This is a genomic window from Sphingomonas sp. GW821-FHT10F09, from assembly GCF_058809195.1.
In genome coordinates this window covers 117671-143646 of record NZ_JBXASI010000001.1, presented here as the reverse complement: position 1 = coordinate 143646, position 25976 = coordinate 117671, and the positions used below count along the sequence as shown (strand labels likewise).

The 25976-nt window shown below is 68.9% G+C and carries 24 protein-coding genes; 8 read left to right on the top strand and 16 right to left on the bottom strand.

Translation table 11 applies throughout. The features are described 5' to 3' along the window. The 3 genes from AC1RTO_RS00590 to AC1RTO_RS00580 are packed head-to-tail and all read left to right on the top strand — an operon-like array spanning position 1 to position 5405. On the top strand, positions 1-3279 hold the full coding sequence (locus tag AC1RTO_RS00590; protein ID WP_493159042.1) for an efflux RND transporter permease subunit: 3279 nt from the start codon (positions 1-3) through the stop codon (positions 3277-3279). Continuing rightward, a complete protein-coding gene (locus AC1RTO_RS00585; RefSeq protein ID WP_493159041.1) occupies positions 3276-4865 on the top strand; it encodes an efflux transporter outer membrane subunit in 1590 nt (529 codons plus the stop codon). The genes AC1RTO_RS00590 and AC1RTO_RS00585 overlap by 4 nt, the downstream gene beginning before the upstream one ends. A gap of 36 nt (positions 4866-4901) precedes the next feature. Beyond that, positions 4902-5405 carry a GNAT family N-acetyltransferase gene (locus AC1RTO_RS00580; RefSeq protein ID WP_493159040.1) on the top strand — a complete coding sequence of 168 codons (504 nt, stop codon included), beginning with the start codon at positions 4902-4904 and terminating at the stop codon, positions 5403-5405. Between the two features lie 153 nt (positions 5406-5558). On the opposite strand, the gene AC1RTO_RS00575 is transcribed toward AC1RTO_RS00580, so the two are convergent. Beyond that, complete coding sequence (locus AC1RTO_RS00575) at positions 5559-6002, bottom strand: phasin family protein (protein ID WP_493159039.1); 444 nt, start codon at positions 6000-6002, stop codon at positions 5559-5561. 164 nt (positions 6003-6166) lie between these two features. Between AC1RTO_RS00575 and AC1RTO_RS00570 the strand changes: the two genes are divergently transcribed. Continuing rightward, positions 6167-6352, top strand: a complete 186-nt coding sequence (locus AC1RTO_RS00570) for a hypothetical protein (RefSeq protein ID WP_493159038.1) — start codon at positions 6167-6169, stop codon at positions 6350-6352. 12 nt (positions 6353-6364) lie between these two features. Here AC1RTO_RS00570 and AC1RTO_RS00565 read toward each other — a convergent pair whose 3' ends face one another. The 6 genes from AC1RTO_RS00565 to AC1RTO_RS00540 all read right to left on the bottom strand — a co-directional run bounded on the left by AC1RTO_RS00565 (position 6365) and on the right by AC1RTO_RS00540 (position 9516). Further along, a complete protein-coding gene (locus AC1RTO_RS00565; protein ID WP_493159037.1) occupies positions 6365-6841 on the bottom strand; it encodes a helix-turn-helix domain-containing protein in 477 nt (158 codons plus the stop codon). Next, the gene (locus AC1RTO_RS00560) at positions 6838-7305 is read right to left on the bottom strand and encodes a hypothetical protein (protein WP_493159036.1); all 468 of its coding nucleotides are present in this window, start codon (positions 7303-7305) and stop codon (positions 6838-6840) included. Before AC1RTO_RS00560 ends, AC1RTO_RS00565 begins: the two co-directional genes overlap by 4 nt. Positions 7306-7350: 45 nt before the next feature. Continuing rightward, positions 7351-7701 carry a hypothetical protein gene (locus tag AC1RTO_RS00555; protein WP_293875329.1) on the bottom strand — a complete coding sequence of 117 codons (351 nt, stop codon included), beginning with the start codon at positions 7699-7701 and terminating at the stop codon, positions 7351-7353. A 37-nt stretch (positions 7702-7738) separates the two neighbouring features. Beyond that, positions 7739-8311, bottom strand: coding sequence for a helix-turn-helix domain-containing protein (locus AC1RTO_RS00550; RefSeq protein ID WP_493159035.1), 573 nt, complete (start codon positions 8309-8311; stop codon positions 7739-7741). A gap of 264 nt (positions 8312-8575) precedes the next feature. After that, positions 8576-8857 carry a hypothetical protein gene (locus tag AC1RTO_RS00545; protein WP_493159034.1) on the bottom strand — a complete coding sequence of 94 codons (282 nt, stop codon included), beginning with the start codon at positions 8855-8857 and terminating at the stop codon, positions 8576-8578. Between the two features lie 98 nt (positions 8858-8955). Next, positions 8956-9516, bottom strand: a complete 561-nt coding sequence (locus AC1RTO_RS00540; protein ID WP_493159033.1) for a hypothetical protein — start codon at positions 9514-9516, stop codon at positions 8956-8958. A 158-nt stretch (positions 9517-9674) separates the two neighbouring features. Here AC1RTO_RS00540 and AC1RTO_RS00535 point away from each other — a divergent pair, with 158 nt between their 5' ends. From AC1RTO_RS00535 to AC1RTO_RS00525, 3 genes are all read left to right on the top strand, one after another. Next, positions 9675-10322, top strand: coding sequence for a L,D-transpeptidase family protein (locus AC1RTO_RS00535; RefSeq protein ID WP_493159032.1), 648 nt, complete (start codon positions 9675-9677; stop codon positions 10320-10322). Positions 10323-10537: 215 nt separating this feature from the next. After that, positions 10538-13222 carry an aconitate hydratase AcnA gene (gene acnA, locus AC1RTO_RS00530; protein ID WP_493159031.1) on the top strand — a complete coding sequence of 895 codons (2685 nt, stop codon included), beginning with the start codon at positions 10538-10540 and terminating at the stop codon, positions 13220-13222. A gap of 423 nt (positions 13223-13645) precedes the next feature. Continuing rightward, complete coding sequence (locus AC1RTO_RS00525) at positions 13646-14122, top strand: DUF2141 domain-containing protein (RefSeq protein ID WP_493159030.1); 477 nt, start codon at positions 13646-13648, stop codon at positions 14120-14122. Here the strand turns inward: AC1RTO_RS00525 and mtnP are convergent. From mtnP to AC1RTO_RS00490, 7 genes are all read right to left on the bottom strand, one after another. Next, positions 14119-14973, bottom strand: coding sequence for an S-methyl-5'-thioadenosine phosphorylase (gene mtnP / locus AC1RTO_RS00520; RefSeq protein ID WP_493159029.1), 855 nt, complete (start codon positions 14971-14973; stop codon positions 14119-14121). The two genes, AC1RTO_RS00525 and mtnP, sit on opposite strands and share 4 nt — an antisense overlap. Continuing rightward, complete coding sequence (locus tag AC1RTO_RS00515; RefSeq protein ID WP_493159028.1) at positions 14973-16367, bottom strand: amino acid permease; 1395 nt, start codon at positions 16365-16367, stop codon at positions 14973-14975. Before AC1RTO_RS00515 ends, mtnP begins: the two co-directional genes overlap by 1 nt. Positions 16368-16437: 70 nt before the next feature. Beyond that, positions 16438-18471 (bottom strand): M13 family metallopeptidase, encoded by a 2034-nt coding sequence (locus tag AC1RTO_RS00510; RefSeq protein ID WP_493159027.1) that lies wholly within the window; start codon positions 18469-18471, stop codon positions 16438-16440. Between the two features lie 72 nt (positions 18472-18543). Beyond that, positions 18544-19335, bottom strand: coding sequence for a transporter (locus AC1RTO_RS00505; protein ID WP_493159026.1), 792 nt, complete (start codon positions 19333-19335; stop codon positions 18544-18546). Further along, entirely contained in the window at positions 19332-20102 is a 771-nt protein-coding gene (xth, locus tag AC1RTO_RS00500) for an exodeoxyribonuclease III (protein ID WP_493159025.1), read from the bottom strand. The genes AC1RTO_RS00505 and xth overlap by 4 nt, the downstream gene beginning before the upstream one ends. A 3-nt stretch (positions 20103-20105) precedes the next feature. After that, the gene (gene erpA, locus AC1RTO_RS00495) at positions 20106-20444 is read right to left on the bottom strand and encodes an iron-sulfur cluster insertion protein ErpA (protein WP_293875305.1); all 339 of its coding nucleotides are present in this window, start codon (positions 20442-20444) and stop codon (positions 20106-20108) included. A 114-nt stretch (positions 20445-20558) separates the two neighbouring features. Beyond that, positions 20559-21713, bottom strand: a complete 1155-nt coding sequence (locus AC1RTO_RS00490) for a M23 family metallopeptidase (protein WP_493159024.1) — start codon at positions 21711-21713, stop codon at positions 20559-20561. A gap of 309 nt (positions 21714-22022) precedes the next feature. Between AC1RTO_RS00490 and AC1RTO_RS00485 the strand changes: the two genes are divergently transcribed. Further along, positions 22023-22979, top strand: a complete 957-nt coding sequence (locus AC1RTO_RS00485) for an isopenicillin N synthase family dioxygenase (RefSeq protein ID WP_493159023.1) — start codon at positions 22023-22025, stop codon at positions 22977-22979. A gap of 36 nt (positions 22980-23015) precedes the next feature. Here the strand turns inward: AC1RTO_RS00485 and AC1RTO_RS00480 are convergent, their stop codons facing one another. Together AC1RTO_RS00480 and AC1RTO_RS00475 are read right to left on the bottom strand one after the other, a co-directional pair. Continuing rightward, positions 23016-24230: a M20 metallopeptidase family protein gene (locus AC1RTO_RS00480; RefSeq protein ID WP_493159022.1), complete on the bottom strand. Its 1215-nt coding sequence runs from the start codon at positions 24228-24230 to the stop codon at positions 23016-23018. Positions 24231-24286: 56 nt separating this feature from the next. Next, entirely contained in the window at positions 24287-25936 is a 1650-nt protein-coding gene (locus AC1RTO_RS00475) for a helicase HerA-like domain-containing protein (protein ID WP_493159021.1), read from the bottom strand. Positions 25937-25976 lie beyond the last annotated feature (40 nt).

Below are 25976 nucleotides of genomic sequence, written 5' to 3'. Positions count from 1 at the left end.
ATGATGAGCCGCATCTTCATCGATCGCCCCATCTTCGCCTGGGTGCTCGCGATCATCGTCATGCTCGCCGGCGTCGGCGCGATCCTCAGCCTGCCGATCGCACAATATCCCGACGTCGCCCCGCCGCAGGTGTCGATCCGCGCCACCTTCCCCGGCGCCTCGGCACAGACGCTGCAGAATTCGGTGACGCAGGTCATCGAACAGCAGCTGACCGGCATCGACGGCCTGCTCTATTTCAGCTCCTCCTCGTCCAGCCGCGGCGCGGTGACGATCACCGCGACCTTCGACAAGGGCACCGATCCCGATATCGCGCAGGTGCAGGTGCAGAATCAGGTGCAGCAGGCGGTCGCGCGCCTGCCGCAGCAGGTGCAGCAGCAGGGCCTCGTCGTCCGCAAGTCGAACCCGGACTTCCTGCTGATCGCCGGCGTCTATGACGAGACGGATACCAAGACCAACCAGGACGTCAGCGACTATCTCGTCTCCAACCTGCAGGATCCGCTCGGCCGCGTGCAGGGCGTCGGCGACACCAACGTCTTCGGCTCGCAATATGCGATGCGCATCTGGCTCAACCCGGAACGGCTCGCCAGCTATTCGCTGATCCCGTCGGACATCACCACCGCGATCCAGAACCAGAACACCGAAGTCGCGGCGGGCGAGGTCGGCGGCCTGCCGTCCGGCCCCGAACAGATGCTCAACGCGACCGTCACCGCCCAGTCGCGCCTCCAGACGCCCGAGCAATTTCGTCAGATCATCATCAAGACGCTGCCGTCGGGCGCCACCGTGCGCCTGTCCGACGTCGGCCGGATCGAACTCGGCGCGGAAAGCTATGCCGCGGTCAGCCGCATCAACCGTCATCCCGGCGCCGGCATCGCCGTGCTGCTCGCCCCCGGCGCCGACGCGCTGGAGACGGCCGAACTGGTGAAGGCGGAGATTACGCGCGTCGCCAAGACCTTCCCGCCCGGTTTGAAGGTCGCCTATGCCAACGACACCACCGCCTTCATCGAACTGTCGATCGAGGAAGTGGTCAAGACGCTGATCGAGGCGGTGATCCTCGTCGTCGTCGTCATGTTCGTCTTCCTGCAGAGCTGGCGCGCGACGTTGATCCCGACGATCGCGGTGCCGGTCGTGCTGCTCGGCACCTTCGCGGTCTTCTATCTCGCCGGCTTCTCGATCAACACGCTGACGCTGTTCGGGCTCGTCCTCGCCATCGGCCTGCTCGTCGACGACGCGATCGTCGTCGTCGAGAACGTCGAGCGGCTGATGGAGGAAAACCCCGACATGACGCCGCGCGAGGCGACGATCGAATCGATGAACGAGATCACCGTCGCACTGATCGCGATCGCGCTGGTGCTGTCGGCGGTGTTCCTGCCGATGGCGTTCTTCGGCGGATCGACCGGCGTCATCTATCGCCAGTTCTCGCTCACCATCGTCGCCGCGATGGTGCTGTCGGTGCTCGTCGCGCTGATCCTCAGCCCCGCGCTCACCGCCTCGCTGCTCAAGCAGAAGTCGAAGGAGGCGGAGGAGGCACAGGGGTTCAAGCGCCGCTTCCCCCGCGTCGCCGGCTGGGGGACGAAGGCCGCCGACTGGTTCAACCGCAACTTCGACCGCGGCGTCGAACGCTACACCGGCTGGGTGATGGCGGTGGTCAACCGCAAATGGCTGTTCCTGCTCATCTATCTCGGCACCGTCGCGCTGCTCGCCGCGCTGTTCATGCGCCTGCCGACCGGCTTCCTGCCGACCGAGGACCAGGGCTCCGCGATAATCCAGTTCCGCCTGCCGCCGGGCGCGACGCAGGCGCGCACCCTGCAGGTGCAGCAGCAGGTCGAGAAATATTTCACCGAGAACGAGGGGAAGAACACCTCCGTCCTCTTCACCGTCGCGGGCGGCGGTGGCGGCGGCGTCAGCGGCCAGAACACCGGTCAGGGCTTCCTCAACTTCGTCGACTGGTCGCAGCGCGGCGGCAAGGACAATACGGCGGACGCGATCACCGGCCGCGCCTCCGCCGCCTTCCGCGGGCTGCGCGACGCGCAGGTGTTCGCGCTGGTGCCGCCGGCGGTCCGCGGTCTCGGCCAGTCGGACGGCTTCACCATGGAATTGCAGAACACCGGTGGGCTGACGCAGGAACAGTTCGCCGCGGCGCGCGACAAGCTGCTCGCCGCTGCCAATGCCGATCCGATGCTGTCCTCGGTGCGCCTCACCGAACTGCCCGACATCGCGACGCTGCGCGTCGACATGGACCAGCAGAAGCTCGCCGCGCTGGGCCTCACCCAGACCAACGCCAATTCGACGCTGACCACCGCCTGGGGCGGGCAATACGTCAACGACTTCATCGACCGCGGCCGCGTCAAGCGCGTCTACGTGCAGGGCGATGCGCCCTATCGCTCCGCGCCCGACGACCTCAAGCAATGGTTCGTGCGCGGGTCGAGCGGGCAGATGGTCCCCTTCTCCTCCTTCGCCACCACCGGCTGGGCGACCGCGCCGACGACCCTGTCGCGGTTCAACGGCATCGCCTCCTACGAATTCCAGGGCTCGGCCGCGTCGGGCAAGAGTTCGGGCGATGCGATGGCGCGGATCACCGAACTGGCGGCGCAGATCCCTGGCACCTCGGTCGCCTGGGCGGGCCTGTCCTATCAGGAACGGCTGTCGGCGGGGCAGGCGCCGCTGCTCTACGGCCTGTCGATCCTCGTCGTCTTCCTGTGCCTCGCCGCTCTCTACGAAAGCTGGTCGATCCCGTTCGCGGTGCTGCTCATCATCCCGCTCGGGCTGATCGGCGCGATCGCCTTCGTGACGCTGCGCGGCCTTACCAACGACGTCTACCTCCAGATCGGGCTGCTGACGACGATGGGCTTGGCGGCGAAGAACGCGATCCTGATGATCGAATTCGCCGAGCAGGCGGAGCGCAAGGGCGCGCGCGTCATCGACGCCGCGCTGGAGGCCGCCAAGATCCGCCTCCGCCCGATCCTGATGACCTCCTTCGCCTTCATCTTCGGCGTGCTGCCGCTGGCGATCTCGACCGGTGCGGGTGCGAACAGCCGCATCGCGATCGGCACCGCGGTGATCGGCGGCATGCTGTCGGCGACCTTCCTCGCGATCTTCTACATCCCGCTGTTCTTCGTGCTCGTCCGCCGCGGCGTGCGCGACGGCATCGCCAAGCTGCGCGGACGCCCGACCGGGCATCACGGCAAGACCGACGACCATCCGCCCGCGCCGCCGATGCCGCCAGCCGCCCCGGACACCGACACCCACACCGACCCCGCCAACCGGCCAGAGCCCGCATGATGCCCCGGACGCCCCGCATCCTCCTCGCCCTGACGCTCGCCGGCACCGCGCTCGCCGGCTGTTCGATGGAGCCCAAATACGTCCGCGCCGACCTACCGGTGCCGCCGTCATGGCCGGTCGGCGACGCCTATCTCCGTCAGAGCGAGGCGGCGCTGCCGGCGATCACCTATCGCGACATCTTCCGCGACCGGCGGCTCCAGACGCTGATCGACAGCGCGCTGGCCAACAACCGCGACCTGCGCGTCGCCGCCGCCAACATTGCCGCCGCGCGCGCGCAATATCGCATCCAGCGCGCCGACCTGTTCCCCGCGGTCGACGCCTCGGGCCGTTATACCTATTCGGGCGGCGGCGACGGCGCCCGCAGCGTCGCGGGCAGCGGCAGCACCGGCGGTACGGGTACGGGCACCGGCACGGGCGGCACAGGGACCGGGACCGGCGGCACCGGGACGGGCACGGGCACGGGCACGGGCACCGGCACGGTCACGACGACCAGCGCCGGCAACAGCGCCTTTTCCGCGCAGGTCGGCACCACCGCGTTCGAACTCGACTTGTTCGGCCGCATCCGCTCGCTGTCGCGCGCCGCGCTCGACCGCTATTTCGCGACCGAGGCCGCCGCACGCGCCACCCGTCTGACTTTGGTCGGCGACATCGCCACCGCCTGGCTCAACTATGCCGCCGACCGCAGCCTCCTGACGATCGCGCAGGATACCGCGACCAGCGCGCAGGTCAGCGTCCGCCTCACCCGCGCGCGGCTGGAGGGCGGGATCAGCCCGCGCACCGACCTGCGCCAGGCCGAACAGATCCTCGAAACCGCCAACGCCGATCTTGCCGAACAGACGACATTGGTCGCGCAGGACGTCAACGCGCTGCAACTGCTCGTCGGCGCTGCGATCGACCCCGCGCTGCTCCCCGCCTCGATCGACGAGGCGCAGGGGACGATCGCCACCCTGCCCGCCGGCCTCGACAGCGGCGTGCTGCTCCGCCGTCCCGACGTGGTCCAGTCCGAATACGAACTGCGCGCCTATAATGCGGAGATCGGCGCCGCCCGCGCCGCTTTGTTCCCGCGCATCTCGCTGACCGGCCTCGTCGGCTTCGCCAGCACCGCGCTGTCTTCGCTCTTCTCGGGCGGCGCGTTCAACTATTCCGTCGCCCCCTCGGTCAGCTATCCGATCTTCCAGGCCGGCGCCGCGCGCAACAACGTCCGCTATACCGAGGCGCAGCGCGACGCCGCGCTCGCCACCTACGAAAAGACGATCCAGACCGCCTTCCAGGAAACCGCCGACGCGCTCGCCCGGCAGGGCACGCTCGCCGCGCAATTGCGCGCGCAGACCAATTTCCAGGTCGCCGCGGCGGACACGCTCCGCCTCGTCAACGCGCGCTATCAGGGCGGGATCGATACCTTCCTGTCCAGCCTCGACGCGCAGCGCTCGCTCTACACCGCGCAGCGTACATTGGTGGCGACGACATTGACCGGTGCCACCAACCGCGTGACGCTCTACCGTGTGCTCGGCGGCGATTCGTCGCTGGAGACGACGCCGCAAGGTCCGCAGCCGGTCACCCCAAGCGGAACGCCGCGACCGGCCTGAGGGTTCGAACGCAATCCCGGCAGGAGAGACGCCCGCATGAGCCACACGATCCGCCGTTTCCGCCCGACCGACGATGCCGCGATGCTCGCCTTCGCCGCGACGCTGCCGGAGCACGACCTGCTCTTCCTCGGCCGCGACCTGCGCCATGCGCGCGTGATCGAGGCGTGGCAGCAGGCGATCGGCGACGGCTGGATCGACAGCCTCGTCGCCGAGGATGCCGGGCCGATCATCGCCACCGCCGCGCTGATCCGCGATCCGCTCGGCTGGAGCGGCCATGTCGGCGAGATCCGTTTGCTCGTCGCCCCGGACCGACGCGGCGCCGGCCTCGGCCGCGACCTGCTCGAGGCGATGCTGGCGATCGCGCACGCGCACGGCCTCGCCAAGCTGAGCGCCTCGATGACGCCCGATCAGGCCGCCTCGATCGCGCTGTTCGAAGGGCTCGGCTTCACCCGCGAGGCGACGCTTTCCGGCCACGTCCGGGGCAGCGACGGCGTGGCGCACGACCTCATCGTGCTGGCCCGCGCCATGCCGTCGATCTGACCCCGGCGGCTTGGGGCCAATCGCCATTCAGCCCTGACGGCCTCCAAACGGCGGTTTCGCGCGCTTCCGGTGCTCACGTACCACTAGTACGCTGCGCTCCGGGTCACGCGAAACCACCGTTTTCGGCACGTCATCTTCTGAATGTCGATCGGCCTAGTCCGGCCTAGTGCCGCCGCCCGGCCGCAGCGGCGACACCGCATCGCGGCCGAATTGCATGATGAGCTCGCCGATCTCGCGCGCCTGATTCATCGAACGCTCGCCCTGCTGGCGGAGGAATTCGCCCTGGATGCGCATCACGTCGGTCAGGTCCTTCGCCTTCGCCGCCTCGCGCATCGCCTCGAACGCCTGATGCGAATTCTGCTCGGCCTGTTCGATGATCTTGAGGCCGATCGTCGCGCTGCCGTCGGCGACCTTCTGGCCGGAGGCGCGCATCGCCTCGCCGGCGCGACGCGCGGGGTCCATCACATGTTCGGCAAAGCCGTCGCGCGCGCGACTGGCCGCATCGCGCATCGCCTCGCCCGTGCCCGTGCCCGTGCCCGCTCCCGCACCCGCCGCGCCGTCGTTGGCGCCGTTACCGCCGTCATGCCCGTCTGCCATCATCGCTCTCCTGCTGTCCGTGCCGGCCCGGGCGTCACCCTCGTCGCGGCCTTGCCGTTCCCAACGTGCCGTGTCCCGCTTTGCTCCACACCGCCGCACGCGCCCGCGCTCCGATGCGAATCGAGTCGTTGCGTCGCGCCCCGCCGCGACTACAACCGGCCGCGATGACGATGCCCGAGACAGACCCTGCCGCGCGCCGGATCCGCGCCGAGCTGCTGCTGCGCGCGGTCGCGCTCGGCGAGGAGCTGATGCGCCTCGCCGACGACCTCGACCTGTCGGTGGCCAGCCTGCACGTCTGCCAGGGCGTCGAGATGATGCGCGACGAGGCCGATCGCCTGACAGACCGCTGACGGCCCCCGCCGTCAGGCCTCGCCGATGCAGCGCAGCGCCAGCGCCATGCCCTCGTTGGTCAGCGACACCGCCGCCGGCACCTCCCCCGCCGCGTCGACCGCCGACCAGATCAGCCCGCGCGTCTCCAGCACCTTGAGCCAGCGGCTGAGCACCGCCGGCCGTACCGCGATCGCCTCCGCGATCGTGGCGGGGCGCATCGTTCGCCCCTGTTCCAGCGCGATGAACAGCGTCAGCAGGATGTCCCAGCCGGGTTCGCCGAACAGCTCGGCAAGCGGCCCCGCCGCCGCATCGCGCGCACGCCGCTGGGTCAGCAGCGCCTGCGCCCGCTCGACGTCGTCGGGCTCCTCCGGCCCGGTCGGCACGGTCGCCACGATCTCGCCGCGGCTGCGCGCGGCGACGCTGCGCACGCGTTCGATCGCGGCGACGAGGCGTTCATAGTCTTCGCGATCGCGCTCGGGCCAGCGCAACAGCCGGATGTCGGCACTCATGAGGGTTCACAATTCGGTTTGCGCAGGGGCGACCAGTCGCGGTCGCTGCCGAAGCGCGCCAGTCGGTGCCGGTGGCGCCAGGCGCCGGTCGCGAGCAGGATCAGCATCGGATAGGCGATCTTGCCGCTCGCCCCGGCGTACATCCACGGCACCAGCGTCGGCTGGAATGCCTTCACGCCGTGGATCGCGATCGTGATGACGTGCAGCGAGCTGACGTACAGCGGCCAGAACCGGTTCGCCCTGAGCGCGATACCGACCAGCGCCGCCAGCACGATCATGTCGACGCCCAGGATCATGGCATGGACCGAATGATAGCTGACGTGCCGCTGGTACGGGATCAGGAACGTCGCCAGCGCGCCGGCCGCGAAGACCAGCGCGGTCCACCGTTCGGGCGCGCCGCCCGCCACGAAGGCATAGGCGCACGCCCCGAACAGCACGATGTTGAACAGGACGACGTGGGTCATGGCCTGGCCAGCCAAAGGAGCAGTCTGGAGGCCAAGCCATGACACCTAGGCAGCGACGCGCAGATGACTGACGTCGGCACCTGTCGGGGCGAAATCGGGCTTCGGCTGTTCGTCGCCGAAACTCGTCTCGAACCCGATCTGGCGGCCCAGCTTCTCGATGACGCGGTGGCCGGCGACGGTGTGACCGCGCGCCGCACCGATCGCCATGATCGCCTGGCCGAGAACTTCGAAGGCCTGCTGCCCGGCGATCGCCGGCAGATGGGCGGCGGCACGCGCCCGGGGCAGCGCGGCGAGCAGTTCGCCGCCGGTGGCGAAGGCTTCGTCGAGCTGCGTCTCGAGCTGCCACAGCAGCTGCGCCACGGCTTCCGCCGCGACCTGGGTATTTGCGTAGGACATGGCCACCTTTCCACCCTGAGGGGTGCTCGCGCTGGAGTCAGGAAAGGCGTTGGGCGACGGTTTCGATCAGGCCGGTCAGCACCTGGAGGCCGGTCATCAGCATACCGAAGGCGATCGATATGCCGAGGACGATGGCCTGTATCCAGATCAGCCGGTCACCGACCGTCAGGTCGTTGTCCCTCTGTCCTTTCCGCCGGAAGGGCAGCGATGGTCCCGGGGAGCGCGGCCTGAAAGGCGCGTCCCCGGGATCCCCCGGTGCCCCGACGATCATCTCGTCCGGCGAGGCAGCGGATGGCAGGACGGCGGGCGGATCGGATAGCCGTGTAGAATCACCCCCTATTTTATGGGGGGTGTCGTCCGGCAGGATTTCCGTTGTTTCAAAGAGACTTGGCACATCCGCCTGATCTTCGTGCCCGGCCAGCAGCAGCGCCGCCTCGCGGCGATTGCGCGCGCCGAGCACCTTCACCGCCTCGGTCAGATACTTGTCGACGGTGGTTTTCTCGATGCCGAGCGCGTCGGCGATCTCCTTCGACCCCTTGAGTTCGCGCACGCCGCGCAGGCATTCGCGATGGCGGCGGGTCAATCGGTCGAATCGGCGGGGGTCGGTCACGCGACCGCTGTCCCGCCTGCGGCGCGGCGATGCAAGCGCGGCCGCATCCGCGCGGCAGCGGCGGGCGTTGGCGCGACGGGCGTGGGCGCGGCGGATACTGGCGTGCAGCGACCGGCGTACCGCCACCGGTGTCGTTTCGGCAGATAGTGTCCAATCACCCGTCGCTGGCCATCCGCCCGTTGCTGCCGGTATCGTGTAGCACGGATCGACCGCGCCGCTACGAAAACCGCCAGTTCGGGCCAATCGCCGCGACGGGAACCGGGGTCAGGCGTCGGTGGTCTTGCGCGCCTTGCTTTTGGAAGCGGCCTTGGCCGGGGTCGCCTTCTTGCCCCGGCGCGTCGGCGTCGGCGTCGCCCGGGCGCGCAGCAGCGGCACCGCGATCGCCGCCGCCGCACCCGCCAGCAGCGTGCCGCCGATCGCGATCCACGCACCGGTGCCGATCCCGGCCTCGTCCTTGTGTCCGCCCTCCGGGTGCGGCGGCGCGTCGTGCTCGTGATGATGGACGGGGCCGGCGTGCTTCATCGCGGAACTGGGAATATGGGACATGGGACAGGATCCTTTCAGCGCCTTCCAACCCCAGGCGGACCGGCATTGTTCCGTATCGTCAACGACTTGGGCGCTGCCGTCGTGACGCTCCCGCCCCCTCATCCCTGCCGGTCATCCTCCCAGCGGCGCAGCGCCCGCGCATAGGCGTCCGCCGCGCGCTGCCGCGCCGCCGCCAGCCGTTCCGATTCGTCCCGATGCTCCCGCTCCAGCGCGCGACGGCGTTTCGCCAGCGCCGCCTCCTCGGCCCGCAACGCCCGCTCCTCGCCGCGCTGCCGCGCCGCGGCCTCGGCCGCCGCCTGCTCGGCATCCGCCAGCGCCGACCGATCCGGTCTGGGCACCGGTTTGGGTTTGGGTTTCGGTTCGGGCTTCGACGCCGGTGCCGTCGCGTCCTCCACCGGTGCCGACCGCGACTTCCGTGCCGGCGCCGACGGCAGCGCCGCCATCTGTTCGGCGGCGCTGCCGCGCGAGCGTTTGACCACCGTCCCCGGCTCGGCGAGCGGCGCGGCAGTCAGCGCCGGGTCGGTCACCACCTCCGCGATGCCGCGCGCGAACAGGTCGCGCGCGCTGCCCCATGCCGCCAGCGCCGCCTTCTGGCTGGTCGCCGCGACATAGGCGTCGTGAAACCCGATCGGGGTGCGATAGACCTTCAGCTTCGCCATCCGCACGATGCTATCCGGCCCGCCGCGGCGAGGCCAGCGCAGCGCGCGTTGGTTGACGCCGCCCCCGCCTGTCCCGCGCCGGGACGGCGCGATCCGGCGGCTGGCCTGCGCGGCGATTTGGGCGCATCATCGCAGTCCGCCAGTTCCCGGAGCATCCCTTGGCCGCACGTCGTCGGGCCCTCGCGGCCAAGCTGATCCTCGCCACGACCGCGCTCGCCATCGCCGGCGTGGCGACCGTCGCCGCGCGTCGCCCCAACCCCGCGCCCGCCGCACGCGTGGCATCCTCCCCGCCGCGGATCGCGCCCGCCGTCGCACCCGCCGCGCCCGCACCGTCGCCCACCCCGGTCCCCGAACCGCTGGCGGTCAAGCGCGTGCTCGACATCGGCCCGATCAAGTTCGGCGACTATGCCTGGGATACGAAAGGCATCCCCGACGGCCCGGTGGTCATCACCGTCGACCTCGCCGCGCAGGTGCTCTCGGTGTTCCGCGGCGGGTATGAGATCGGCGCGGCGGCGATCCTCTACGGCACCGACGACAAGCCGACGCCGCTCGGCACCTTTCCGATCACGATGAAGGACGCGCGCCACGTCTCCAGCATTTATGGCGCGCCGATGCCCTATACGCTGCGGCTGACCGACGACGGCGTCTCGGTGCACGGCACGGAGGTCGCGTGGGGCTATGCGACGCACGGCTGCATCGGCGTGCCTACCGCCTTTGCCAGGCTGCTGTTCGCCGAGGCGAAGCTCGGCGACCGCGTCATCATCACCCGCGGCAAGACGCTGGCGACGGGGCAGGCGATCCTCTGACGCGCAGGCCGCTGCCGCGCACGGTTTGACGCGCATTTGTGTCGTCCCGTTTCCCGGCCGCGGCATCTTACGCGGCCGCAGCATATGCGCTTCCCCCGCTGGACACCCCTTGCTAAGGCGCCAGCGACATACGCTTTCGCTGAAGCGCTCTCGCGCGCCCGCGCGGCCTTCTGGCCGCCTCCCCGAGCGCCCTGGGCCAAATTGAAGGGACCATAATGACCGCCATCGGCCAGGACAGCCTGAACACCCGCACGACCCTGACGGTCGGCGACAAGAGCTACGATTACTACAGCCTCGAAAAGGCCGCGGCGAAATTCGGCGACATCAGCCGCCTGCCCTTCTCGATGAAGGTGCTGCTCGAGAACATGCTCCGCTTCGAGGACGGCAAGACCGTGACCGAAGAGGACGTGCAGGCGATCGTCGACTGGCAGAAGGAACGCCGTTCGGACCGCGAGATCCAGTATCGCCCCGCGCGCGTGCTGATGCAGGATTTCACCGGCGTGCCCTGCGTCGTCGATCTCGCCGCGATGCGCGATGCGATCACCAAGCTCGGCGGCGACGCGGCCAAGATCAACCCGCAGGTCCCCGTCCATCTCGTCATCGACCATTCGGTCATGGTCGACGAATTCGGCACGCCGCAGGCGTTCGAGAACAACGTCGATCTGGAATATGAGCGCAACGGCGAACGCTACGAATTCCTGAAATGGGGTTCGGCCGCGCTCGACAATTTCAAGGTCGTCCCCCCTGGCACCGGCATCTGCCATCAGGTGAACCTCGAATATATCGGTCAGGCCGTGTGGTCGACCGACAGCGTCGGCGACCATGGCGACGGCAAGGCGATCGCCTATCCCGACACGCTGGTCGGCACCGACAGCCACACGACGATGATCAACGGCCTGGGCGTATTGGGCTGGGGCGTCGGCGGGATCGAGGCGGAGGCCGCGATGCTCGGCCAGCCGGTGTCGATGCTGATCCCCGAGGTCGTCGGCTTCAAGCTGACCGGCGCGCTGCGCGAGGGCATCACCGCCACCGACCTCGTGCTCACCGTCACGCAGATGCTGCGCGCCAAGGGCGTCGTCGGCCGCTTCGTCGAATTCTTCGGCCCGGGCCTGTCGTCGATGACGCTCGCCGACCGTGCGACGATCGCCAACATGGCGCCCGAATATGGCGCGACCTGCGGCTTCTTCCCGATCGACGACAAGACGATGGACTATATGCGCCTCACCGCGCGGTCCGAGGAGAATGTCGCGCTGGTCGAGGCCTATGCGAAGGCGAACGGCTTCTGGCGCTTCGACGACGCGCCCGAGCCGGTGTTCACCGACACGCTCGAACTCGACATGGGGTCGGTCACCGCCAGCCTCGCCGGCCCGAAGCGTCCGCAGGACCGCGTCAGCCTCGGCAAGGTCGACGAGGTGTTCAACGGCGACCTGTTCAAGGTCTATCACAAGGAACGCCCGGCCCGCGTCGCGGTCGCCGATCGCGACCATGACATCGGCGACGGCGACGTCGTGATCGCCGCGATCACCAGCTGCACCAACACCTCGAACCCGTCGGTGCTGGTCGCCGCCGGCCTCGTCGCGCGCAAGGCGAACGCGCTCGGCCTGAAGCCCAAGCCGTGGGTCAAGACCTCGCTCGCCCCCGGCTCGCAGGTCGTCACCGACTATCTCGACAAGGCCGGGCTGACCGCGGACCTGAACGCGATCGGCTTCAACCTCGTCGGCTATGGCTGCACCACCTGCATCGGCAATTCCGGCCCGCTGGCGGCGCCGATCAGCGCCGCGATCAACGGCCGCGACATCGTCGCCGCCTCGGTCCTGTCGGGCAACCGCAACTTCGAGGGCCGCGTCTCGCCGGACGTCCGCGCCAACTTCCTCGCCTCGCCGCCGCTCGTCGTCGCCTATGCGCTGAAGGGCACCGTGACGCAGGACATGACCGAAACCCCGCTCGGCCAGGGCACCGACGGGCAGGACGTCTATCTGAAGGACGTGTGGCCGACCAACCAGGAGATCGCCGACGTGATGGCGGCGAACATCGACGACACGATGTTCCGCTCGCGCTACGGCAACGTCTATGCCGGCGACAGCAAGTGGCAGGCGATCGACATCACCCGCTCGGACACCTACGCCTGGCCGTCGGGCTCGACCTATGTCGCCAACCCGCCCTATTTCGAGGGCATGGGCATGACCCCGGCGCCGGTCACCGACATCATCGAGGCAAAGCCGCTCGCGATCCTCGGCGATTCGATCACCACCGACCACATCAGCCCCGCAGGCTCGATCAAGGCCGACAGCCCCGCCGGCAAGTGGTTGATGGAACGCCAGGTTTCCAGAAACAACTTCAACAGCTACGGCGCCCGCCGCGGCAACGACCACGTCATGGTCCGTGGCACCTTCGCCAACATCCGCATCAAGAACGAGATGGTGCCGGGCGTCGAGGGCGGCATGACCCGCTATGACGGCGAGACGATGCCGATCTACGACGCCGCGATGCGCCACAAGGCGGACGGCACGCCGCTCGTCATCGTCGCGGGCAAGGAATATGGCACCGGCTCGTCGCGCGACTGGGCGGCGAAGGGCACCAACCTGCTCGGTGTCCGCGCAGTCATCACCGAAAGCTTCGAGCGCATCCACCGCTCGAACCTCGTCGGCATGGGCGTCCTGCCGCTCCAGTTCGCCGAGGGCGTGACCCGCGAAACGCTCAAGCTCGACGGGTCGGAGACGTTCACGATTACCGGCGTCGCCGATCTGCGCCCGCGTCAGGCCGTCACCGTCACGCTCACGCGCGCCGACGGCACGACCGAGACGTTCGAGACGCGCTGCCGCATCGATACCGTCAACGAGCTGGAATATTTCCTCAACGGCGGCATCCTCCAGTACGTGCTGCGCAAGCTCGCCGCATAAGCGACGGCCTCCGGACGGAACGACGGGGGGGAGGCACCGCAAGGCGCCTCCCCCTTTTCGTTGCCGCCCCTTCCCTCTCCCATCGGGAGACGGAAAAGACGCCGAAGGCGGCGAAGGGTGAAGGCTGACGCGATACCGACGCGGCGGAAACGACCGGATCGCCGATCCCGCCCCCGACGTTGGCTACCCACCAGACCAACCCTTTGCGAATAGGCCAAAAAACAGCGCGCCCTGTCCTACACAGCGCCAAGCCGCTATCGCACCTTTCAACCAACCGGCTCTGTCTCATCATCGCCAGCATCGAAACGATGGAAGTAAATCGTTTCCGCCAAGGTGTTCTTTGTCCATGTCGCCGGGCGCGTAACCCCATCGACGCCACCCCTTCGACATACCCCGGCCACATCCCGGCGTGATATCGATGCCATGATCCGTTACGCTTTCCCCCTCGCGATCCTGACGCTCGCCGCAGCCCCGGCCGCAGCGCAGGGCAACGTCGCCGGCTGCACCGCGACGACCACGCACCGCCTGATCGTCGACATCCGCGGCCTGCGCGCCAGCACCGGTGGCGTCCGCGTCCAGTTGTACGACGAAGCCGGTTTCTTGGAAAAAGGGCGCTGGCTCGCCCGCGTCGAGGCGCCGGCCGGCGGTCGCCGTTCGGTCGAGGTCTGCATCCCCGTACCGCGTCCGGGCACCTACGGCATCGCGGTCCGCCACGACGCCAATGCCAACGGCAAGTCCGACAGCGGCGACGGCGGCGCCTTCTCCCGCGACCCCAAATTGTCGATCCTGCGCCTCAAGCCTGCCTTCGCACAGGTCGCGATTCCGCTAGGCGCGGGCACCAGCCGCGTCGCGGTGACGATGAACTACCGCCACGGTCTGAGCGTCGGGCCGGAACGCTAACCGAGCGCCCGACCCGCCACCGCATCCAGCTTCGCGACCAGCGCAGGATCGCGCGCGCCCTTTGCGGTGATGATCGCTGCATCCAGACAGTTGTCGATCGGCGACGCCGCACGCTCCGCCGGCAGGCTGCGCAGCAACCGCACCACCATCGCCCGCGCCTTGGCCGCATTGGCGGACAGCTGGGCGATCACCTGCGTCACGTCCACCGCCGCCTCGTCCTCACGCCAGCAGTCATAGTCGGTGACCATTCCCACCAGCGCGTAAGGCAGCTCCGCCTCCCGCGCCAGTTTCGCCTCCGGCATCGCGGTCATGCCAATGACGTGGCAGCTCCATTGCCGATAGAGTCGGCTTTCCGCGCGCGTCGAAAATTGCGGCCCCTCCATCGCCAGATAGGTGCCGCCACGATCGACCTCGCCCGCCGCATCGGCGACCAGCGCGCTCAGTCGCGGGCACACCGGGTCGGCCATCGAGACATGCGCGACCATCCCGGTGCCGTAGAAGCTCGACGGCCGCCCCTTCGTCCGGTCGATGAACTGGTCGACGATCGTGAAGCTGCCCGGCGGCCGTTCCTCGACCAGCGATCCCACCGACGACACCGCCAGCACGTCGGTGACGCCGAGCCGCTTGAGGCAATCGATGTTGGCGCGTGCGTTGAGCTGGTCCGGGCTGATCCGGTGCCCGCGGCCGTGCCGCGGCAGGAAGGACACCGCGACCGGGCCGACCCGCCCGGTGAAGATCGCATCGGACGGCTGGCCCCACGGGCTCATTACATCGACCCAGCGGCCGTCCTCGATCCCCTCGACGTCGTAGAGCCCGGAGCCGCCGATGATCCCGATATGCCAGCCCGCCATCAGCGGGCAATCTCGGCCCGGCCGCGGGCATAGAGGAAATAGACGAGCAGGCCGAAGGCGTTCCAGCCGACGAAGGCGACCTGCGTCACCACCTGCAAGCTGGTGAACAGATAGAGGCAGCCGGCGATCGCGAGCGGCGCGACCACCCAGGCCAGCGGCGTGCGGAACGGCCGCCGGGCGTCCGGATCGCGTCGCCGCAGCACCAATACGCAGGCCGCCACCGCAACGAACGCGCACAAGGTGCCGGCATTGGCGAGGCTGGCGATGACGTCGAGCGGCGCCAGCCCGGCGATGACCGCGACGAACACCGCGGTCATCAACGTGATCCGCGCCGGCGTCCCGCGTTTGCTGACCTTGGCGAGGCTGGTCGGCAGGAAGCCGTCGCGCGCCATGACGAGAAAGATGCGGCTCTGTCCGTACAGGAAGGCGAGCAGCACCGTCGGCAGCGCGATCGCGGCCGCGGCGGCGACGATCGTGGCGACGCCGGGCTGGTTCAGTTCGCGCAGGATCAGCGCCAGCGGCTCCGGGCTGTCGCCGAAGCGGGTGTAGCTCACCGCCCCGACCGCGGTCGCCGCGACGATCATGTAGATCGCCGTACACGCCAGCATCGACCCGACGATCCCGATCGCCAGATCGCGCTCCGGATTCTTCGCCTCCTCCGCCGCGGTGGAGATGGCGTCGAAGCCGTAAAAGGCGAAGAAGATGATCGCCGCGGCGCCCATCACGCCATATTTGACGCCGCCCTCGCCGGTCGGGCTGCCATAGCCGTAGGGGGTGAAGGGGTGGAGGTTCGCAGGGTCGAAATGGGGGAGCGCGACGCCGACGAACAGCGCCAGCGTCACGATCTTGAGCACCACCAGCGCGGTGTTGATCCGTGCACTCTCGCGGGTGCCGAGCATCAGCAGGCCCGCGACCACGCCGATGATCGCCACCGCCGGCACGTTGACCACGCCGCCCAGCCCCGGGCCGTTCGCCAGCGCGTTCGGCACGACCACGCCCAGCCCCTTGAGGAACCCGACCGCATAGCCCGACCAGCCGACCGCGACGGTCGACACCACCAGCGAATATTCGAGGATCAGGCTCCACCCGACCACCCAGGCGATCACCTCGCCGAGCACCGCATAGCTGTAGGTATAGGCCGATCCCGACGCCGGGATCATCGTCGCCATCTCGGCATAGCAGAGCGCGGCACAGGCGCAGATCGCGCCCGCGACGACGAAGGACAGGATCACCGCCGGCCCGGCGCGGTCCGCACCGACGCCGATCAGCGTCAGGATGCCGGTGCCGACGATCGCGCCGACCCCCAGCGCCACCAGATGCGGCCACCCCAATGTCCGCGCCAGCTGCTGCCCCGGCGGCTGCGCCACGATCGTCTTGCGGCGAAACAGACTCATCCCAATCCCCTGTAGCTTGGCGCAGGGGTATAGGACGTCGCGACCGGGGTGGGTAGCGGGCTCTCCGCCGTTACCAGACCCGCACGCGCTTGTCGGGCGCGAGGTAAAGCGCATCGCCCGGCTTCACGCCGAACGCGGCGTACCAGCCGTCGAGGTTGCGTACCGTCTGCGCCCGGAACCGCGCCGGCGCATGGACGTCACCCTGGACGCGGGCACGCAGCGCCCTGTCGCGGAACTTCGAGGCCCAGGTCTGCGCGAACGACAGGAACAGGCGCTGGTCGCCCGTCATCCCGCCGATCACCGGCGCCGGCTTGCCGCCGAGCGAGGCATGATAGGCATCGAGCGCCGCGGTCAGGCCGGCGACGTCGGCGATATTCTCGCCCAGTGTCTGCTTTCCGTTGACGTGCAAGCCGGGCAGCGCCTCATAGGCGTCATATTGTGCGACCAGCGCCTGCCCCTGCGCCTCGAACCGCGCGAGATCCTCCGCAGTCCACCAGTTGCGCAACCGGCCCGCGGCATCGAAATCGGCGCCGAGGTTGTCGAAGCCATGACTGATCTCATGCCCGATCACCGCGCCGATCGCGCCGTAATTCGCCGCCGCATCGCGCCCGGGATCGTAGAAGGGCGCCTCGAGAATCGCCGCGGGGAAGTTCAGCGCATTCTGCATCGGCAGGTTGAGCGCATTGACCGTCTGCGGTGTCAGCCACCATTCGTTGCGGTCGACCGGACGGCCGATCTTGGCCAGTTGCCGTTCGGTATTGGCAAGCTCGGCGCGTTCGCCGTTACCGACCGGATCGTCGGCGCGGATCGTCAGCCGCGTATAGTCCGCCCAGCGTTCGGGATAGCCGATGCCGACGATCATCGTCTCGATCTTGCGCCGCGCCTCCGCCTTGGTCACGGACTTCATCCAGTCGAGCCCCGCCACCCGCGTGTCGAACGCCTTCAGCATCCCCGCCACCATCTGCTGGATGTCGGTTCTGGACGAAGCCGGGAAATAGCGCTGCACGTAGATGCGCCCGATCGCCTCGCCGAGCGCGCCGTTGACCGCATCCAGCCCGCGCTTGCTACGCGGCTGCTGCTGCGGCGTGCCGCTCAGCGCCTTGCCGTAGAAGGCGAAGCTCGCCGTGTCGAAGGCGGTCGGCAACACCGCCGTCACCGCATCGATGCGATGGAAGCGCAGCCAGTCCTGCCAGGCCGCGAGCGGCTCGGATGCGACCAACGCCGACAGACCGGTGATCGCCGCCGGCTGCCAGACGATGAAGTCCTGCTGCCGGCCGAGCCGCGCGGCAGGCCAGAACGCGCGCCAGTCGATCCCCGGCGCCTTGGTGGCGAAATCGGCGGCCTTCCAGGGATTGTTCGCGTTATGCGCATCCTGGCTGGTGACGAGGTCGGCCTGCGCCCGCGCGATCTTCGTTTCCAGATCGAGGACGCGACCCGCGCGCGCCTCCGGCTGGTCGAACCCGGCGAGGCGGAACACGGTGGTGACATAGACGCGATAGGCGTCGCGCACCTCCTTCATCGCCGCAGTGTCGGACAGGTAATAGTCGCGGTCGGGCATGCCGAGCCCGCCCTGCAGCACATAAGGCACCGTTTTCGTCGGCTGGTCGAACGCCTGCGTCACGAACAGGCCGAACAGATTGCCGGTCTGGAAATCGGTCGCGTTGAGCGGATCGACGTCGACGCGGGTGTTGGCGCCGAGCAGCCGCGACAGCGCGGTCTTGTCGCGCAGCCCCGCGATCTCGGCGAACGCGGGCTTGAGCGGAGCGACGCCGCGCGCCTCGATCCCGGCGGCGTCCATATAGGCCGCATAATAATCGGCGATCCGGCGCTGGTCGCTGCCCGTGGCGCCCTTCGCGGCGTCGGCGACGATCGCGGCGGTGCGTTCGTCGGCGATCTTCGAAACGGTCAGGAAGATGCCGACCGACGAGCGATCCGCGGGGATCTCGGTACGGGCACGCCATGCGCCATTGGCATATTGTTCGAAATCGTCACCCGGCTTGACGCTGCGATCGAGTGCGGTGGGATCGATACCGGCGGGCCTGTCCTGCGCGACGGCGGCGGTGCCGGCGAGCAGCATGGCGGCGAAGAGAGCATGGCGGATCATGATGGTGGTTCACTCCGAACGTGTATCGCAGCGGCGATACACCCGGGGCCGCCACCGATCCAGAGCCCGGGATCAGAAGCGGCGCGCGATTCCCGCCGACACTTCCAGATCGGGCGCTGCATCGTTGAGTCCGGCGACGCCGAAGATGTCGAGCTGCAAGTCGTCCTGCGGCTGCCACGCGAACGACAGGGCCGCCAGCGCCTGCGTCGAATGGCCGTCGGGATCGTCGTCGCGGACCATCTGGCCCTCCGCGGACAGCGCCACCGCTTCCGTCAGCTTGAACGTCGCGCCGCCAGCCGTGCTGTAGCGCAGGTGCCGGCCCGATCGATCGTCGTCGGGACGGGCGTCGATCTCCGGCGTCGCGACCAGTTGCACCGTGTCCGACAGGTCGTAACTGACCGGCAGCAGGACCCCGGCGCCGAGCGTGCCGGCGCCGATCCGGCTGCCACCCACCGGCAGCTTGACGAAGGGCAGCGCGGCGATCGCCAGGCCGCTGCCGTCGGCGTGCAGCAACGACGCCTTGACGCCCAGCGTCATGTCGCCGCTCTGGCCGACCCGGTCGATCGCGCCGCTTGCCCGGTCGCGCGTCCGCTCGTGACCATAGGGCGTCCAGCCAATCCGCGCCTCCAGCCGGTCGGTGACCCCGATGCGGACCGACGTATCGCCGATCAGGACGGTGTCGGTCCGGCCGTCGGGTTGCCGGTCGAGCGTCCAGTCGACGACGGCGGTTTCGACCATCACCCGGCCGCGGTCGACGATACAGGCCGGGGTATCGAGCCCGGGCCGCTCCGGGCACAGCTCGCGCTGCTGCGCCACCGCAGGCGACGCGGTGAACGCCAGCAGCGCCGCCACCGACCGCCTCATGACAGCCGCACCCAGGTCGGCGCATGGTCGCTCGCCTTCTCGCGCCCGCGATAGTCCTTGTCGACGCCGGCATCGGCGAGACGGTCGGCGGCCTGCGGGCTGAGCAGCAGGTGATCGATCCGGAAGCCCGCGTCGCGCTGCCATGCCCCGGCCTGATAATCCCAGAAGGTCCAGACGCCGCCCTTCGGCTGGCGGGTGCGCAGCGCGTCGGTCCAGCCCTGCGCGAGCAGGCGGCGATAGGCGGCGCGGCTCTCTGGCTGCATCAGTGCGTCATCCGCCATCGCCCGGACCGAGAAGGTGTCGTCGTCGTTGGGGATTACGTTGTAATCGCCCATCAGTACCACCGGCACTTCCTCGTCCAGCAGCACCTGCGCGCGCGCGGCGAGCCGCTCCATCCAGCGCAATTTGTAATCGAACTTCGGTCCCGGCTGTGGATTGCCGTTGGGGAGATAGATGGAGGCGACGACCAGTCCGTCGATCTCGCATTCGAGATAACGGCTGTGCTCGTCCTCGGCTTCGCCCGCCAGCCCGCGCTGACGCTCGACCGGGGTCGCGCCCTTCGCGAGGACCGCGACGCCGTTGAAGCCCTTCTGCCCGTGCCAGACCGCGCCATAGCCGGCGGTCTCGATGTCAGAAAACGGGAAGGTGTCGTCGCTGCACTTGATCTCCTGTAGACACACCACATCCGGCTGCTGCTCGGTGAGATACTCGATCAGGCGGGGGAGGCGAGCCTTGATGCCATTGACGTTGTACGTGACGAGTTTCACGCGTCAGATCGCAAAGCTGGAGCCGCAGCCGCAACCCGAGGCGGCATTGGGATTTTCGACGCGGAACGCCGCACCGCCGAGCGATTCGACGTAATCGACCTGGCAGCCGCGCACGAGATCGAGGCTGACGCTGTCGACGACCAGCCGCACGCCGTCCGTCTCCGCGATGGTGTCGTCGCCGTCAGGCGCGTCGGCAAAACCGAATTTATACTGGAAGCCCGAACAGCCACCACCGTCGACGGACAGGCGGAGGATTGCGGGCTTGTTCTGCTTGCCGGCGATCGCGGCGACGCGCGCCGCCGCCGCGGGCGTGAGCATGATGTCTGGAGCGAGACTGGCCATGCGTCGGAGATAGGCGCGCGTGCGGGTCGGGGCAACCGGCGATGGTACGGATCGTTGCAGACGCGAAACGGGCGGAGGTCGCCCCCCGCCCGTCGTGTCGCTGCGATAGCGCGATCAGTCCTGCGCGGCGGGTACGTCGGTCGACACCGGGATCGCGCGCACCGCGCGGTCCTGCGACGCGAGCAGGTAATCGGCGGTGGTCAGGAACGGCACCGGATTGACCGCATGGCCGTCGATGCGGACCTCGTAATGCAGATGCGGTCCGGTCGAGCGGCCGGTCGAGCCCATCAGCGCGATCAGCTGGCCGCGGGTGACGCGGGCGCCATCGGCGACGAGGATCCGGGAAAGGTGGCCGTAGCGGGTGGCGATGCCCTTGCCGTGGTTGATTTCAACCATGTTGCCATAGCCGCCCTGACGCGCGGCATAATCAACGATGCCGTCGGCGGTGGCGTAGATCGGCGTGCCGACCGGGCCGGGGATGTCGACGCCGGCGTGCATCGCGGCGGTGCCGCGGAACGGGTCGGAGCGGATGCCGAAGTTGCTGGTGAAGTTCAGCTTCTGCACCGGCTGCACCGAGGGGATGGCGATCGCGCCCTGCTGCAGCGTGTCGAGCTTCTTCCAGCTCTGGAACAGCGTGCGGAACTGCGCGTCCGCCTTGAGATCGGCCTGTGCTTCCGCGCCGTTGGCGTCGAGGATCGGACCGCCCATGCCGCCCTTGGCGACGCGGCCGGCGACGCCGAGCTTCCTGAGCGTGGCATTGGTCTGCGCGAGACGCTGGTCGAGCACCTCCTGCGCGGCGTCGGCGAGTTCGGCCTGACGCCCCTCGACCTTGACTAGCGGCTTGACGACGTCGGCGGCGAGGCGATCGGCGGTGGGATCGATCGCGAGCGTCGCGAGGGCGAGCTTCGCCTCGTCGCCCTTGCCGGTCAGCGCGGCGGTGATGAGCGCCTGACGCTGCTCGACCCGCTCGGCATGGACCTGCGCGACGTGGCGGATGTTCGACACCCGTGCCTGCATCGCATCGATCTGGCGTTCCATATGGGCGATGCGACCGTCCGCCGGCTGGCCGACGACCTGCGCCGCCTGTGCCGCGCCATAGCCCGAGAAACCGATGGTCAGCGCGCCGACCGCGGCGGCAGCGACCTGACGGCGGCCGGTGATGCTGATCCGGCGCAGCGACCTGCCGTCGTGGAACAGGACATCGCGGGTGGCGAAGAGAGCGCGGACGCGCGCGCCGAGAGCGACAGCAGTACGGGCGAAAGTTATCATCGGACCCCAACACAATGCGCCGTACCCGCCCTGACCGGGTCCGGCCTATTCAGATCGTACTGACTCGCAGCCCCACCGCGCCCCAGACCCGGCAGTGTGTGCCTGCAATCGGCGCTTCGCCACAAGGGCCGGGATACCGCTACCGCGATCAAGCGGCAGCGGGTTGCGCCGAGTCGATGATATGAGATCGCATGGGTCAGCAAAGGCGTCCGATTCTCACCGGCGATTTCCGCGGGCGCCGGCGAACTTGCGCATGACGGCGTGCGTGCGGCGGCGTATAACCGGCGCTTCATCAAACGGATGGCCCTTATGCTCGACTCCCCTTCCGCACAGGTTCCCACGCTCAGCCTCGCCGATCAGGATCGCGACCCCGACGGCTTCGCCGCCGCGTTCGGCGAATCCTTCGAACGGTTCGGCTTTGCGATCGTCGCCGACCATGGCGTGCCGCAGGACCTGATCGAGCGCGCGTGGCGCGAAACCGGCGCGTTGTTCGCGCTGCCCGAGGCGGAGAAGCGCGGCTATTTCGTCGAGGGCGGCGGCGGCGCGCGCGGCTATACGCCGTTCAAGACCGAGATCGCCAAGGACGCCAAGCACGTCGACCTCAAGGAATTCTGGCATATCGGCCGCGAACTGCCCGCGGGGCATCGCTTCGCGGACAGCATGTCGCCCAACATCTGGCCGAACCGGCCGGAGGGGTTCAGGGACACGTTCCTCGAGCTGTTCACCGCCTTCGACCGCGCCGGCGACCGGCTGCTGTCCGCCATCGCCCGCCATCTGAAGCTTTCGCCCGACTGGTTCGATCCGGCGGTGAAGGACGGCAATTCGGTGCTGCGCCTGCTCCATTATCCGCCGATCCCGGTCGATGCCGAGGGCGTGCGCGCGGGGGCGCATGAGGACATCAACCTCATCACCCTGCTGCTTGGGGCCGAGGAGGCGGGGCTGGAACTGCTCGACCGCGCCAACGGCCGCTGGCTGGCGATCAAGCCGCCCGAGGGCGCGATGGTGGTCAACGTCGGCGACATGCTGCAGCGGCTGACCAACCACGTCCTGCCCTCGACCACGCACCGCGTCGTCAACCCGCCGCCCGAGCGCCGCGGCCATTCGCGCTATTCGATGCCGTTCTTCCTGCATCCCGCGCCCGATTTCCTGATCGAGACGCTGCCGCAGACGATCACCGCGGACAATCCGAACCGCTATCCCGAGCCGATCACCGCGCATGATTACCTGCACCAGCGGCTGGTGGAGATCGGGCTCATCAAGAAATAAGCACGCACCCCTCCCCGCGGGGAGGGGTGGCCCGGGTCAGTCGAACCCGCGCTCCAGATAGCGCGTGGCGATCGCGCAATGCATCGCCACGCCCTTCGCCATCACCGATTCCTCGATCGTCATCCGGGTGTTGTGCAGCGGCGGGTTGGTCGCGGGATCGCTGCCCGCGGGCGCCACGCCGAGGAAGGCGAAAGCACCGGGATAGCGCTTGAGGACATAGGAAAAATCCTCCGCGCCCATCATCGGCTGCGGCATCGTCGCGAAATCGGCGCCGAGGTCGGTCGCGACCGATTCGACCAGTGCCGCACCGCGCGGGTCGTTGACCGTCACCGGGTAGCCGGTGTCGATCCATGCCTCCGCCGTCGCGCCGTGCGCCGCGGCGATATTCTCGGCGATACGCTTGAACGCCGCCTGCATCGTGTCGCGCGTCGCTTCGGACAGGGTGCGCAGCGTCCCCAGCAGGCGGACCTCGCCCGGGATGATATTGTGCGCGGAGCCGGCCTCGATCTTGGTGATCGACAACACCGCGGGGTCGGTCACCGCGATGCGGCGGGCGACGAAGGTCTGGAGCGCGGTGACGATCTCGCAGGCGACCGGCACCGGATCGATGCAGTCGTGCGGCATCGCGGCATGGCCGCCCGCGCCGCGGATCACCGCATGCACCGTGTCCGCCGACGCCATGATCGACCCGCTGCGGGTGACGACCAGCCCCGCGGGCGCGTTCGGCGTGATGTGCAGCGCGAAGGCGGCATCGGGTGCGGCGATGTCGAGCAGCCCGTCCTCGATCATGAAGCGGGCGCCGTGATGCCCCTCCTCCCCCGGCTGGAACATGAAGACGACCGTCCCCGGCAGCCGGTCGCGGCGTGCCGACAGCGCCCGGGCCGCGCCGACCAGCATCGCGGTATGCGAATCATGGCCGCAGGCGTGCATCCGCCCGTCGATCGTGCTGGCGAACGGCAGGCCCGTCTCTTCCTGCATCGGCAGCGCGTCCATGTCGCCGCGTAACAGCACGGTGCGGCCATTGTCGCCCGCCTGCCCGCGCAGGATCGCGATCAGCCCGGTGGTGGAACCGCCCTCGTGCAGTTCGAGCGGCAGGCCGGCGAGCGCCGCCTTGATCTTGTCGGTGGTGCGCGGGCAATGCAGCCCGATCTCCGGTTCGGCATGGATCGCGCGGCGCAGCGTGACGATATCGTCCAGTTCGGCGGCGCCGGCCGCCGTCCAGTCGCTGCTGCTGATGTCGTCGAGGGACATGATCTGGCTCCGTTCTGTCCGTTTCCCTGTGAGCCCCCCGCGCCGGCTTGTCGAGGCTAGCGCCCGCGCATGAGGTTGCCGAGCACGCTGCGCAGCACCGTACCGACCAGCCCGCCGCCCGCGGATTTGCGCGACGATCCGAACACTTGCTTGCCGATCTCGTTGGCGACCTGCCGGCCGATCGACGAGCTGGCGGCGCGGGTGGCGGAGCCCATCGCCTTCGACCAGGGCGAGTTCGCCGCCTCGCGCTCGGCGGCGCGTTGCGCCTGTGCATCCGCTTTGGCCTGCGCCGCCTGGAGGCGGGCCGATTCCTTCGCCGCTCTGGCGTCCTCCTTCGCCTGCAACGCCGCAGCCTTCGCCGCATCGTCGGTCGCGCGTGCCGCCGCGGCAGAGGCGGCGGCCTCCTGCGTCTTGGCGGCGAGCATCTCCTCCGCCGATTCGCGGTCGATCGCGGTATCGTATTTGTCGCCGACGGCATCGGTCTGGATCATCACCGCGCGCTCCTGCGGCGTGACCGGGCCGACGCGGCTGGCGGGCGGCTTGATGAGCGTGCGCTCGACCGGCGCGGGCGAGCCGTCGGGCTGGAGCAGCGACACCAAAGCCTCGCCGACCTTGAGCTCGGTGATCGCGGTGGCGACGTCGACGCCGGGATTGGCGCGGAACGTCTCCGCCGCGGAGCGCACCGCCGCCTGATCGCGGGGGGTGAAGGCGCGCAGAGCGTGCTGGACGCGGTTGCCGAGCTGACCCGCGACGGTGTCGGGGATGTCGATCGGGTTCTGCGTGATGAAATAGACGCCGACGCCCTTCGACCGGATCAGCCGGACGACCTGTTCGATCTTGTCGAGCAAGGCCTTGGGCGCCTCGTCGAACAGCAGATGCGCCTCATCGAAGAAGAAGACGAGCCGGGGTTTGTCGGGGTCCCCGACCTCGGGCAGATGTTCGAACAATTCGCTCATCAGCCAGAGCAGGAAGGTGCTGTAGAGCTTGGGCGCCGCCATCAGCTTGTCGGCGGCGAGAACGTTGACGATGCCCCGGCCCCTGTCGTCCGTACGGATGAAATCGTCCATCTCCAGCGCCGGTTCGCCGAAGAAATGCTCGCCGCCCTGCGTCCGCAGCTGGAGCAGCGCACGCTGGATCGCGCCGATCGACTGTTTCGAGACGTTACCATAGGTGGTCGTCAGTTCGTCGGCACGGGTGGCGCAATGCGCGAGCATCGCCTGGAGGTCGTCCAGGTCGATCAGCAGCAGCCCTTCCTTGTCGGCGACGTGGAAGGCGATCGTCATCACGCCCTCCTGCACCTCGTTGAGGTCCATCAGGCGGCTGAGCAGCAGCGGCCCCATCTCGCTGACCGTGGTGCGGATCGGGTGGCCCTGTTCGCCGTACAGGTCCCAGAATTGCACGGGATTGTCGGCGTAGACCCAGTCCGTGTCGCCGATCTCCGCGGCGCGGGCGGCGAAGGCGGCATGGGCTTTGGACGTCGGTGAGCCGGCCATGGCGAGGCCGGACAGGTCGCCCTTCACGTCGGCGACGAAGCTCGGCACGCCGACCTTCGAAAAGCCTTCGATGATGCCCTGCAGCGTCACCGTCTTGCCGGTGCCGGTCGCGCCGGCGATCAGGCCGTGGCGGTTGGCGCGCCTGAGGTCGAGCACCTGCGGCGTGCCGCCGCCCAGACCGATGAAGATACCCTTGTCGCTTTCGGCGCTCATGTCCGCTCCCGTCGTCGTGGCAACGGACCTAACCCCGCCG